9 protein-coding genes are annotated in these 12,639 nt (G+C 72.6%); 7 read left to right on the forward strand and 2 right to left on the reverse strand.

Annotated elements, in window-relative coordinates; genetic code table 11:
* Window positions 1–2 precede the first annotated feature (2 nt).
* From guaB to LG278_RS06515, 7 genes are all read left to right on the forward strand, one after another.
* Window positions 3–1,520: an IMP dehydrogenase gene (guaB, locus tag LG278_RS06485; protein ID WP_404392086.1), complete on the forward strand. Its 1,518-nt coding sequence runs from the start codon at window positions 3–5 to the stop codon at window positions 1,518–1,520.
* A gap of 146 nt (window positions 1,521–1,666) precedes the next feature.
* Entirely contained in the window at window positions 1,667–2,788 is a 1,122-nt protein-coding gene (locus LG278_RS06490; protein ID WP_404392088.1) for a GuaB3 family IMP dehydrogenase-related protein, read from the forward strand.
* Between the two features lie 57 nt (window positions 2,789–2,845).
* On the forward strand, window positions 2,846–4,531 hold the full coding sequence (locus LG278_RS06495; RefSeq protein WP_404392090.1) for a GMC oxidoreductase: 1,686 nt from the start codon (window positions 2,846–2,848) through the stop codon (window positions 4,529–4,531).
* A gap of 42 nt (window positions 4,532–4,573) precedes the next feature.
* Window positions 4,574–5,809, forward strand: a complete 1,236-nt coding sequence (locus LG278_RS06500; RefSeq protein WP_404392091.1) for an aminoglycoside phosphotransferase — start codon at window positions 4,574–4,576, stop codon at window positions 5,807–5,809.
* The gene (locus LG278_RS06505; RefSeq protein WP_404392093.1) at window positions 5,806–7,473 is read left to right on the forward strand and encodes an ATP-binding protein; all 1,668 of its coding nucleotides are present in this window, start codon (window positions 5,806–5,808) and stop codon (window positions 7,471–7,473) included. Before LG278_RS06500 ends, LG278_RS06505 begins: the two co-directional genes overlap by 4 nt.
* Window positions 7,470–8,129, forward strand: coding sequence for a response regulator transcription factor (locus tag LG278_RS06510; RefSeq protein ID WP_404392095.1), 660 nt, complete (start codon window positions 7,470–7,472; stop codon window positions 8,127–8,129). Before LG278_RS06505 ends, LG278_RS06510 begins: the two co-directional genes overlap by 4 nt.
* A 137-nt stretch (window positions 8,130–8,266) precedes the next feature.
* A complete protein-coding gene (locus tag LG278_RS06515; RefSeq protein ID WP_404392096.1) occupies window positions 8,267–8,848 on the forward strand; it encodes a hypothetical protein in 582 nt (193 codons plus the stop codon).
* Window positions 8,849–9,128: 280 nt separating this feature from the next.
* On the opposite strand, the gene LG278_RS06520 is transcribed toward LG278_RS06515, so the two are convergent.
* On the reverse strand, window positions 9,129–10,904 hold the full coding sequence (locus LG278_RS06520) for an ABC transporter ATP-binding protein (RefSeq protein WP_404392098.1): 1,776 nt from the start codon (window positions 10,902–10,904) through the stop codon (window positions 9,129–9,131).
* The gene (locus LG278_RS06525) at window positions 10,904–12,616 is read right to left on the reverse strand and encodes an ABC transporter ATP-binding protein (protein WP_404392100.1); all 1,713 of its coding nucleotides are present in this window, start codon (window positions 12,614–12,616) and stop codon (window positions 10,904–10,906) included. The genes LG278_RS06520 and LG278_RS06525 overlap by 1 nt, the downstream gene beginning before the upstream one ends.
* Window positions 12,617–12,639 lie beyond the last annotated feature (23 nt).

The raw sequence follows: 12,639 nt of genomic DNA on the forward strand, positions 1-12,639 counted from the left end.
CAATGGCTCTCGGATCGTCTGACGTCCCCGCTGCTTTCGCCCCGATGGGGCTGACCTACGACGACGTGCTGCTCCTCCCGGGCTACAGCGACCTCGCCCCCAACGACATCGACACCTCGACGCGCCTCACCCGCGAGCTGACGCTGCGGGCGCCGCTCATCTCAGCGGCGATGGACACCGTGACCGAGGCCCGCATGGCGATCGCGATGGCCCGCCAGGGCGGCATCGGGGTGCTGCACCGCAACCTCTCGATCGCCGACCAGGCCTACCAGGTCGACCTCGTCAAGCGGACCCAGACCGGCATGATCAGCAACCCGATCACGATCGGCCCCGACCGCACCCTCGAGGAGCTCGACGCGATCTGCGGCGAGTATCGCGTCTCGGGTCTGCCGGTCATCGGGGACGACAAGAAGCTCATCGGCATGGTGACCAACCGTGACCTGCGCTTCACGCCGGTCGCCGAGTGGGCGACGACGCTCGTGAGCGACGTCATGACGCCGATGCCGCTCATCACCGGGCCGGTCGGCATCAGCCGCGACGAGGCGACGTCACTGCTGCGCCAGCACAAGCGCGAGCGCCTGCCGATCGTCGACGACGAGGGGCACCTCGCCGGTCTCATCACCGTCAAGGACTTCGTCAAGGGCGAGCAGTTCCCCGACGCGAGCAACGACGCCGACGGCCGCCTCATGGTCGGGGCGGCGATCGGCTACTTCGGTGACGCGTGGGAGCGCGCCACGACCCTCATCGAGGCCGGCGTCGACGTCCTCATCGCCGACACCGCTCACGGCCACGTGCGCCTGCTCATCGAGATGGTGCACCGCCTCAAGAGCGACCCGGCCACCCGCCACGTGCAGGTCATCGGCGGCAACGTCGCGACCCGCGAGGGCGCCCAGGCCTTCGTCGACGCGGGTGCCGACGCCATCAAGGTCGGGGTCGGTCCCGGCTCGATCTGCACGACCCGCATCGTCACCGGCGTCGGCGCGCCCCAGATCACGGCGGTGCACGCGGCTGCCCAGGCCTGCAAGCCGGCCGGGGTGCCGGTCATCGCCGACGGCGGCCTCCAGTACTCCGGCGACATCGCCAAGGCGATCGTCGCGGGCGCCGACTCGGTCATGATCGGGTCGCTGCTCGCCGGCTGCGAGGAGAGCCCCGGTGAGCTCATCTTCGTCAACGGCAAGCAGTTCAAGGCCTACCGCGGCATGGGCTCGCTCGGCGCCATGAGCTCGCGCGGCAAGAAGTCCTACTCCAAGGACCGCTACTTCCAGGCTGAGGTCGACTCCGACGACAAGATCGTGCCCGAGGGCATCGAGGGTCGGGTCGCCTACCGCGGTCCCCTCTCGCAGGTCGCACACCAGATGCTCGGCGGGCTGCGCCAGTCGATGTTCTACGTCGGCGCGCGCACGATCGGTGAGCTCCAGGAGAAGGGTCAGTTCGTGCGCATCACGTCGGCCTCGCTCAAGGAGAGCCACCCGCACGACATCCAGGGCATCGTGGAGGCCCCCAACTACTCCATCGGCTGACACCCCCGCGTCGAGTGCTCGTTTTTCGGCGTGGGCAACTGGGCACTCGACGGGGTGGGGGCGCAGCCGTTCGAGCACGTATGCCGCGTCGCTGAGCCCGCGGGACGGCATACGTCCGCTCGTGGCCGGGTCGATAGGGTGGCCCGGTGACCGAGATCGAGATTGGCCGAGGCAAGCGCGGTCGGCGCGCCTACTCCTTCGACGACATCGCCGTCGTGCCCTCCCGGCGCACCCGCGACCCCGAGGAGGTGTCGGTGTCGTGGCAGATCGACGCCTACCACTTCGACATCCCCGTCATGGCCGCCCCGATGGACTCGGTCGTCTCGCCCGAGAGCGCCATCGCCCTCGGCAAGCTCGGTGTCCTGCCAGTGCTCGACCTCGAGGGGCTGTGGACCCGCTACGAGGACCCCACGACGCAGCTCGCCGAGATCGCCTCGCTCGACCCGGGCGCGGCGACCTCGCGCATGCAGCAGATCTATGCCGAGCCGATCAAGCCCGAGCTGATCACCGAGCGCCTGCACCAGCTGCGTGAGGCCGGCGTCACCGTGGCGGGCGCCCTGTCCCCGCAGCGCACCCAGCAGCACTGGAAGAGCGTCGTCGACGCCGGCGTCGACCTCTTCGTCATCCGCGGCACCACCGTCTCGGCCGAGCACGTCTCGGGTCGCGCCGAGCCGCTCAACCTCAAGCGCTTCATCTACGAGCTCGACGTGCCCGTCATCGTCGGCGGCGCCGCGTCCTACACCGCGGCTCTGCACCTCATGCGCACCGGCGCCGCGGGGGTGCTCGTCGGCTTCGGCGGCGGTGCCGCGCACACGACCCGCACCACCCTCGGCATCCACGCCCCGATGGCGTCGGCCGTCGCCGACGTCGCCGCGGCCCGCCGTGACTACCTCGACGAGTCCGGCGGCCGCTACGTCCACGTCATCGCCGACGGTGGTGTCGGCACCTCCGGCGACATCGTCAAGGCGGTCGCCTGCGGCGCCGACGCGGTCATGCTCGGAGCCGCCCTCGCCCGGGCGAGCGACGCCCCCGGCGCCGGCTACCACTGGGGTCCCGAGGCGCACCACCCGGAGCTGCCGCGCGGCGAGCGCATCGAGCTCGGCGCGCACGCCTCGCTCGAGGAGATCCTCTTCGGCCCGGGGCGCCAGGCCGACGGCACGACCAACATCATCGGCGCCCTGCGTCGCGCGATGGCGACGACCGGCTACTCCGACGTCAAGGAGTTCCAGCGCGTCGAGGTCGTCGTCTCGCCCTACCTCGGAGCCTGACCGAAGCGTTATTACCGATCGGTAGTCAGGGTGGTGGCGCGTCCGTAGGCTGCGCCCATGAGCTACGACCACGACGTCGTCGTCATCGGCTCCGGCTTCGGCGGCTCGGTCGCTGCGCTGCGGCTCGCCGAGAAGGGCTACGGCGTCCACGTCTACGAGGCGGGCCGCCGCTTCGAGGACGAGGACTTCGCCCGAACGAGCTGGGACGTCCGCCGCTACCTCTGGGCGCCGCACCTCGGGCTCTTCGGCGTGCAACGCATCCACCGGTTGCCTGACGTCGTCGTCCTCGCGGGTGCGGGGGTCGGCGGCGGTTCGCTCAATTACGCCAACACCCTCTACGTGCCGCCGGCGCCGTTCTTCCGCGACCGGCAGTGGGGCCACATCACCGACTGGCAGGCCGAGCTCGCCCCGCACTACGCGACCGCGCAGCGCATGCTCGGCGTGGTCATGAACCCGTGCGACGGCCCGGTCGAGCAGCTCATGCGCGACACGGCGACCGCGCTGGGGGTCGGCGACACCTTCCGCAGGACACCCGTGGGGGTCTTCTTCGGTGAGCCGGGCCGACGCGTGCCGGATCCCTACTTCGGCGGCGCCGGCCCCGACCGCACGGGCTGCACCGAGTGCGGCAACTGCATGGTCGGCTGCCGGGTGGGCGCCAAGAACACGCTCGTCAAGAACTACCTCGCCCTCGCCGAGGGCCGCGGCGTGACCATCGAGCCGCTGCGCACGGTGACGCGGGTGCGACCGCTCGACCCGGCGTCGCCGGAGCGGGGGTATGCCGTCACGACCGTTCGCAGCGGAGCGTGGGGCCGGCGCCGGGCGGGGGAGCGCACCGTGACGGCCGGTCAGGTCGTCGTGGCGGCCGGGGCGTGGGGCACGGCGCAGCTGCTCCAGGCGATGCGGGCCGAGCCGGAGGGGCGGGGCCTGCCGAGGTTGTCGCCACGTCTCGGAGAACTGACCCGCACCAACTCCGAGGCCCTGGGCGGGGCGATGACCGCCCGGGTGCCGCGCGGCGTCGACCTCACCCGCGGGGTGGCCATCACATCGAGCTTCCACATCGACGAGAGCACGCACCTCGAGAACGTCCGCTACGGCAAGGGGTCCAACCTCATGGGAGCGCTCGCGGTGTTGCAGGTGGACGGGGGCGACGGCATACCCCGGTGGCTCCGTTTCGTGGGGCAGGCGGCCCGCCACCCCGTGGTCCTCGCGCGGTCGCTGTCCAACCACCGGTGGAGCGAGCGGTCGGTCATCTCGCTCGTCATGCAGACCTCCGACAACTCCATCACCGTGTCGCGACGGCGGGGGCTGCTCGGCTGGCGCCTCACCTCGACGCAGGGGCACGGGGCACCCAACCCGACCTACATCCCGCAGGGCAACGCCGCGGTGCGCGAGCTCGCGGCGGGACTCGAGCGCGCGACGGGGGAGCGCGCCGCGGCGGGGTCGTCGATCGGCGAGGTGCTCGACATCCCCATGACGGCTCACTTCCTCGGAGGTGCCGTCATCTCCGACTCGCCCGACCGCGGCGTGATCGACCCCTACCACCGGGTCTGGGGCTATCCGGGCCTGCACGTTGTGGACGGCGCCGCCGTGTCGGCCAACCTCGGCGTCAATCCCAGCCTGACGATCACCGCGCAGGCCGAGCGGGCTCTGTCGCTCTGGCCCGCCCGCGACGAGCCCGACGGCCGTCCCGCCCAGGGGGAGCCCTACGTCCGCCTCGCGCCGAAGATGAGAGCCGTCTCATGAAGGGCTCATCTGCCCGTCACCTGGGTGACCGACGCTTGAGGGGTGACGCACCCTGACCTTGCCCTGCTGACGGGGGCGGACGCTCACGACCTGCTCGCAGCCGCCGTCGCGACGTCAGGTGGTGAGCTGATCGAGTGGCGGGTGCGCCAGGTCGACCACCGCCCCGGCTCGAGCAGCACCGCGAGCTACGACGCCACGGTCGTGCACGACGGAGCGCGCGCCCGGCAGACCCTCGGTGCGAGCGTCGGCCTGTCGACGGTGGGCACGGACCTCCCCGGCGTCCTCGAGCTGTCCGACGGGTCGAGGCGGGTGGCCGTCTGGCGCTTCCCTCAGGACCCCGGGCTCCCCGGGCTCGCCGCGGCTGCCGACCCTGAAGCGCTCGCGCGGCTGCTCAGGGACCTCGGCGTCGCCGGTGTGTCCGCGGCCGACGTGGAGGTCTCGGTCGCTGCCTACCGACCGCGTCGTCGTGCGGTGCTGCGGGTCAGGGCTCCGGGAGCCGGTGTCTACGTCAAGGTCGTCCGTCCGAGCACCGTGCACGACCTGCACCGGAGGCACGTCCTGCTGCGGGAGGCCGGCCTGCCCGTCCCGCGCAGCCTCGGCTGGAGCGAGGACGGCGTGCTCGTGCTCGAGCCGCTGACGGGGACGCCGATGCGAGGACGGCTCCGCGCGCCGGGTGCGGCCCTCCCGACGGCCGACGAGGTCGTCGGCCTGCTCGACCGGCTGCCCGAGGGCGTGCTCGAGCTGCCGCACCGTCCGGCGTGGAGCGAGCACGCCGAGCACTACGCAGCGGTCATCGGTGCCGTGCTGCCCGCTGAGGCTGACCGCGCACGTGAGCTCGCCGCGGTCGTGGCGAGCCGCATCGCAGGGTTGCCGGCCGACGCCCCCACCCACGGCGACCTCTACGAGGCGCAGCTGCTCGTGTCCGAGGGGCGCATCAGCGGACTGCTCGACGTCGACTCGGCCGGACCGGGGCGGCGCGCCGATGACCTCGCCTGTCTCGTCGCGCACGTCGAGGTGCTCGCCACCATCGACGAGCAGCACCGGGACCGGCTCCGGCGCCTCTCCCGCGGGTGGGCGCGGGAGCTGGCTCGCCAGGTCGACCCCGACGAGCTGCGGGCGCGGGTCGCGGGCGTCACGCTGTCGCTGGCCACCGGTCCGCACCGGGTGCAGGACCCGCAGTGGCCGACCGCGACGACCAGGCGGCTCGACCTCGTCGAGGAATGGCTGTCGGGCCCCCCGGTTGCGACCTCGGACGATGGGGGAGCATGGGGACCGTGACTGCAGGACGGGAGCCCGCGAGCGTCGAGGAGCCCGGCGACCGGGCCGGCGACCGGCCGCGCCGCCGGCGGGTCTCGGTGCGCGCCCGGGTGCTCTCGTCGGTGCTCGTCATGTCGGCCCTGGGTCTGGCCGCCTCGGGCGCTGTCGCCGACGTGATCCAGAACCGCCGCACGGCCGAACGCATCGATGCGGCGCTCGCCCAGGAGGTGCAGGAGTTCCGGACGCTCGCTGCCGAGGGGGTCGACCCGGCGACGGGCCAGCGGTTCAGCAGTGTGCAGCAGCTGCTGCTCATCGCCCTCGAGCGCAACGTGCCGAGTGAGAACGAGATGTTCCTGACCTACCGAGAGGGCCGGCCCGACCAGTACTCGGCCGGTGGGCTGCCGGAGCTGGCGTCGTCGCCGGCCGTGCTCGCCGCCGTCGCCGCCGTCGATGACGGCGCCCCCAACGTCGTCACGACCGACGTCGAGGTCCCCACCGTCGGTCGGGTGCGCCTCTCCGTCGTGCCGGTGCGCGTCGACGGCTCCACCGCGGGCGGGAAGTACGTCATCGCGTTTGCGGTGGACCGTGAGATGCAACCCCAGGCCGACCTCATGCGCACCTACGCGCTCGTCGCCGTCGGCGCGCTGCTGCTCATCGGCGGTGTCGGCTGGGTCGTCGCCGGGCGCCTGCTGCGGCCCCTGAGCCGGCTCCGTGAGACGACGCAGCGGATCAGCGAGACCGATCTCTCCCAGCGGGTGGAGGTGGCCGGGGCAGACGACATCTCCGAGCTCGGTGACACCTTCAACGCCATGCTCGACCGTCTCGAGACGGCCTTCGCGGCCCAGCGCGAGTTCCTCGACGACGCGGGGCACGAGCTCAAGACGCCGCTGACGATCGTGCGCGGCCACCTCGAGCTGATGGATCCCGACGACCCCGTCGACGTCGCAGAGACACGCGCGCTGCTCCTCGACGAGCTCGACCGCATGGGCCGGCTCGTCCAGGACCTCATCCTGCTGGCCAAGGCCGAGCGAGCCGACTTCGTCGAGGTCGGTCCGGTCGATCTCGGTCCCTTCACCGACGAGGTGCTCGACAAGGCCCGCGCGCTCGGGCCACGCGACTGGCGCGTCGACCATCGGGCAGAGGGCGTCGTGCACGCAGACGGCCAGCGCCTGACCCAGGCCCTGCTGCAGCTCGGGCACAACGCCGTGAAGTTCAGCGAGCCGGGCACGACCATCGCCATCGGATCGCGCCTCGACGACGACGAGGTGCGCCTCTGGGTGCGCGACGAGGGCCCGGGCGTGCGGCCGGAGGACGCGGAGCGCATCTTCGGGCGCTTCGTGCGCGGTGGGTCCGAGCAGCCTTCCGACGCCAGCGTGGGCTCTGACCCCGGTCCGGGGCCCGGGCACGGCACCAGCCCAGGCCCAGGCACCAGCCCCGGCGCGGAGCCCGGCAGCGAGGGCTCGGGGCTCGGCCTGGCCATCGTGCGAGCGATCGCCGAGGCCCACCACGGCCGGGTCGAGGTCGCTCCCGCTCATCCCACCGGCGCCGTCTTCACCATCATCCTGCCCCTGCGGCAACGACCGGCCCCAGCCGGTGCCGGTGGTGGCACCGAGACGCCAGCCACTCCCGATGGCCTCCAGAGGCACAGCACACCTGACCCCGTCGCCCAGGAGGTGGCACCGTGAATCGCATTCTCATCGCCGAGGACGAGGAGCGCATCGCCTCGTTCGTCCACAAGGGTCTGCGCTCCAACGGCTTCACGCCGACCGTCGTCGGTGACGGGGTGACCGCCTACGACTACGCGATGTCAGGCGACTTCGACCTCATGATCCTCGACATCGGGCTGCCCGGGCTCGACGGCTTCAGCGTGCTCGACCAGCTGCGCGGCTCCGGCAGCACCCTGCCGGTCGTCATCCTCACCGCTCGTGACTCCGTCAGCGACACCGTGGCGGGTCTCGAGGGCGGGGCCGACGACTACATGGGCAAGCCCTTCCGCTTCGAGGAGCTGCTCGCCCGGGTGCGGCTCCGGCTGCGCGAGACCGGTTCGGCCGAGACGACCGTCATCAGCCACGGCGACGTGTCGCTCGACCTGCGCACCCGTCGAGCGAGCGTGGGGCACCGGGTCGTCGACCTCTCGGCGCGGGAGTTCGCGCTCGCGGAAACCCTGCTGCGCAACGCGGGCCAGGTGCTCTCCCGGGAGCAGCTGCTGAGCCACGTCTGGGGCTACGACTTCGACCCCGGGTCCAACGTCGTCGACGTCTATGTGCGCTACCTGCGCCGCAAGCTCGGCCCTGAGTGCATCGAGACGGTGCGGGGGATGGGCTACCGCTTCACGCGCTGAGACACGGGCCCGCCGCTGCATGAGGGTCCTCTCATGCACCTCTCCTCGGTGCCTCATCCGCCGACCGCATCGTGGAGTCATCAGGGTGCACCAGTGCACACAGGCAGCCCCTCGGGGGCGCGATGAGAGGACGAGAGATGAACGTGTCGAAGAAGTGGGTCGTGGTCGGTGCCGCAGCGGTGCTCGGAGCCGGCGGGACCCTGGGCGCCGCGGCGCTCGGGCTCAACGACCGCCCGGCCCAGGCCGACAGCGCACCGGCTGTGATGCTCGCCGCCGGGTCGCTCGACCAGCCGGGTGCCGACGACAGCCCCGAGAGTGCCGACTCGCCGAACGAGTCGGCCACGGAGTCGGCTGACTCGGCCTCGGACAGTCCTGGGGACCCGGGCTACGTCGACGCCTCTCCCGAGAGCGCGGACTCACCGAACGCCTCAGCGACGGACTCACCGAATGCGTCGGCCGACTCGCCCGCGCCGGCGCCCGGTGCGGCCGTGGCCTCGGCAGCGAGCGCCGACTCGCCTGCGGTCGCGCCCCGGGTGGCGGTTGCCTCGGCGGCGAGTGCGGACTCGCCCACGCCGGTGCGGCCCCAGGTGCGCACGGTCGCGAGCGCTGACTCCCCGGCCCCGGTCGTGCAGCAGCGGGTGGCGGTCTCCTCGGCGCAGGCCAGTGCCGCGAGTGCCGCGAGTGCCGCCAGTGCGGCGAGCGCCGACTCCGCTGACTGACCAACCTCGTCCGACCACCAGTCCGACCAGCACTGCCGTGCCGTGGGATCGACCTGCGGCACGGCAGTGCTGTGCGCCCCTCCAGCCCTGGTGGATGGGGCCGTCACCCCTCAGAGACGGCCCCACCCGGGCGCGAGTCACCCAAAAGGGGTCAGGGTGGAGCCTCGCGCCACCCTGACAACGAGGCGACCGCCCCGAGGTCACGCGCCGTTTCCGCCCGATTCGAGGTGATGCCGGCCCTGACGTGGGGCCCGGCATCACCTCGAACGGGGAGGGGTGGTCAGCGGACGGGCTGGGGCTCGTCGCGCCAGGAGCGCCACAGGGCGGCATACGGCCCGTCGGCGGCCAGTAGCTCCTCATGCGAGCCGATCTCGCTGATCAACCCGTCCTCGACCACGCAGACCCGGTCGGCGTCGTGCGCGGTCATGAGCCGGTGCGCGATCGCCACCACCGTGCGCCCCTCGACGACGGCCGCCAGCGACCGCTCGAGGTGCCGGGCAGCGCGGGGGTCGAGTAGCGACGTCGCCTCGTCGAGCACGAGCGTGTGCGGGTCGGCGAGCACGAGCCGGGCGAGGGCCAGCTGCTGGGCCTGCGGCTCGGTGAGCCGGTGACCACCGGAGCCGACCGCCGTGTCGAGACCGAGCGGCAGCTGCTCGGCCCACTCGCGGGCATCGACCGCAGCGAGCGCGTCGAGCAGCTGATCGCGGCTCGCCTCCGGCCGGGCGAGGCGCAGGTTGTCCTCGAGCGTGCCGACGAAGACGTGGTGCTCCTGCGTCACGAGGGCGACCTGGCCGCGCAGCTGCGCGAGCTCGAGGTCGACGAGCCGCACGCCACCGACCTCGACCCGGCCCGCCCGCGGCCCGTCGATGCCGGCCATGAGCCGGCCCAGGGTCGACTTGCCGGCCCCGGACGGCCCGACGATGGCGAGCCGCTCGCCCGGGTGCAGGTCGAGCGAGACCCCGCGCAGCACATCGCGCCCGGCCCGGTAGGAGTAGTGCACGTCGTCGACGTCCAGGTGGTCGTCGGCCGGCTCCTCGCCGGTCGCGGCGCGGTCGGGCGGCACGTCGGCGATGCCGATGACGCGGGCGAGCGACGTCGCCCCGACCTGGATCTCGTCGAGCCACGAGATGAGCTCGTCGAGCGGACCCGCCATCTGCTGCACGTAGAGCGCGACGGCGGTCACGGTGCCGATGGTCGCGACGTCGCGCGAGATGAGCCAGCCACCCCAGAGCAGCGTCACGGCGACGGGCATGAAGAAGGCGAACTCGACCGCGGGGAACCAGCGCATGCGCAGCTTCAGCGTGTAGACCTCGGCGTCGTAGCAGTCGCGCAGGGCCTCGTCCATGCGCCGACGCCGACGCCCCGAGAGTCGCAGGGCGTCGACCGTGCGCGCCCCGTCGGCCGACTCGGTGACGACACCGTTGAGCACGGCATACGTCGCCCGCTCGCGCAGGTAGCCCTCCGGCGCGTGACGCAGGTAGCGCCGCGTCGACAGCACGAGGATCGGCACGCCGACGACGACGGCGAGGGCCACCTGCCACCCGGTGACGAAGGCGGCGATGACGGTGATCGTCGTCGTGACGGCCCCGACGAAGATCGAGGGCACCCCGAAGCGGATGACGTGCGAGAGCGCCTCGACGTCGTTGGTCGTGCGCGAGACGAGGTCGCCGGTGCCGGCCCGCTCGACGGTCGACAGCGGCAGCTCGACGACGCGGCCCATGAACTGCTCGCGCAGCTCGGCGAAGACCGTCTCGCCCATGACGAACGACGCCCGGCGGGCGAACCAGGTGACGACGGTCTGCACGACCACGGCCCCGGCGATCCAGAGGGCGAGGGTGTTGACGACCTCGAGCGAGCGCCCGTTGCTGATCTCGTCGACGAGCAGGCCGATGACGCGGGGGGCGACGAGCGCTGCGACGGCAGCGATCGTGTGCAGGCCGATGACGCGCAGCAGGCTGCCGCGGTGCCGGCGCAGCAGACCGCGGGTGTGGGCCCTGACCGACGCGGTGTCGGCGACGGGCAGGGTGCGGGTGGATGGGGTCGGCGTGAGCGACATCAGTCCTCCTCCCCTCGGACGACGGTGCGCCGGTAGTCGGGATGCTCGGTCATGAGCTGCTGGTGGGTGCCGGTGGCGACGGCCTTGCCGTCGCGCAGGAAGACGACGTGGTCGGCTCGGTCGAGGATGAGCGGGCTCGCCGACATGACGACCGTCGTGCGGCCCTTCCGGGCCGCGGTGAGCCGCGCGGCGATGCGGGCCTCGGTGTGCGCGTCGACGGCGCTCGTCGGCTCGACGAGCACAAGGGTCTCGGCGTCGGTGAGCAGCGCCCGGGTGAGCGCGAGGCGCTGGCGCTGACCACCCGAGAAGGCGCGGCCGCGCTCCTCGACCTCGTTGTCGAGGCCGCCGGGAAGTGCTTCGAGCACGTCGTCGCCGCTGGCGACCGAGAGCGCGGCGAGGATCGTCGCGTCGTCGTGCTCGCCCCACGGGTCGAGCTCGTCGCGCAGCGTGCCGGTGAAGAGGCGGGGGTCGGTCTCGGAGACGACGATCCGTCGCCGCAGCTCGGCGAGCGGCGCGTCGGCGAGGCGGGTGCCGTCGAGGCGCGCCTCGGTCTCCTCGGCGCCGAACCTGCCGAGGCGGTCGGCGAGGACCGCAGAGTCCTCGGGCCGCGCCGACACGACGACGGTGAAGCGGCCCGGCTCGATGCTGACGCCGCTGCGCGGCTCGACGAGGCGCGCCGCCGCCGTGGGCAGCGGGAGCGTGCGGCCTGCCTCGACCTGGTCGGGCCGCACCCGCAGGATCCGGATGAGCTTGCCCGCCCCGATGTGCGCGCGGGTGGCCCGGTCGACCATCTCGGTCGCCGTGCGCAGCGGGATGACGAGGAAGGCCGTGTAGCCGTAGAAGGCGACGAGCTGGCCGGCCGTGATCTCGCCCTCGATGGCGAAACGCGCCCCGAGCCACACGACGATGAGCACGAAGATGCCGGGCAGCAGCACCTGCGCCGCGTCGAGCGCCGCCTGGTAGCCGGCGACCCTGTTGCCCACGGTGCGCACGGACTGCGACTGCACGGCATACCGACGCAGGAAGGTGTGCTCGCCACCGATGCCGCGCAGCACGCGCAGCCCGGCGACGGTGTCGGCACCGAGCCCGATGAGCCGGCCGGCCTCCTCACGCTGGGCGAGCTGGCGGGCCTGGAGCGGGCGCACGATGAGGCTGAGGCACGCGACGAGCACCGGCACGCCGATGAGCACGACGAGGCCGAGGGTCACCGACGCGCGCAGCAGGATGAGCGCCACGACGACGTAGGACACGACCGACCCGACGAAGCGCGCGGTCACGTCGTAGAGGCCGCCGATGCGCATCGCGTCGGAGCTCACGGTCGCGACGACGTCGCCGGTCGGCACGGTGCGGGTCAGCGCCTCGCCGGTGCCGGCCGTCTGGTGGCCGATGAGCTGGGCCGACCGGAAGGCGCCCTGCAGCCAGTTGGCGACGGCGTACTTGTGGCGCATCGCCCCCGACAGGGCGCTGACGACGACGAGGCCGAGCAGGACGCCGCACCACAGGAGCAGCGAGCCGGGGTCGGCGCCGATGATGCCCTCGTCGATCGCCTTGCCCATCGCGGCGGGGAAGAGCGCCTGGCTCACGAGCCACACGATGCCGAAGGCGATCGCGATGACGAGGGTGCGCCACTGCCCCTTGCCGACCCACCGCAGGTATGCCGTGGGGCTGGCCAGGTCGGGCGTGCCGGGATCGGCGTGGGGCAGTGAGATCACTTGCCCCATTTTAGGTCGGCGCG

It is taken from the genome of Humibacillus xanthopallidus (assembly GCF_044793955.1).
Taxonomy (GTDB): Bacteria; Actinomycetota; Actinomycetes; order Actinomycetales; family Dermatophilaceae; genus Humibacillus; species Humibacillus xanthopallidus_C.

Coding starts and splice junctions, on each gene's coding strand:
- guaB (WP_404392086.1), top strand. CDS start 3: ATGGCTCTCGGATCGTCTGACGTCCCCGCTGCTTTCGCCCCGATGGGG.
- LG278_RS06495 (WP_404392090.1), top strand. CDS start 2,846: ATGAGCTACGACCACGACGTCGTCGTCATCGGCTCCGGCTTCGGCGGC.
- LG278_RS06515 (WP_404392096.1), top strand. CDS start 8,267: ATGAACGTGTCGAAGAAGTGGGTCGTGGTCGGTGCCGCAGCGGTGCTC.
- LG278_RS06520 (WP_404392098.1), bottom strand. CDS start 10,904: ATGTCGCTCACGCCGACCCCATCCACCCGCACCCTGCCCGTCGCCGAC.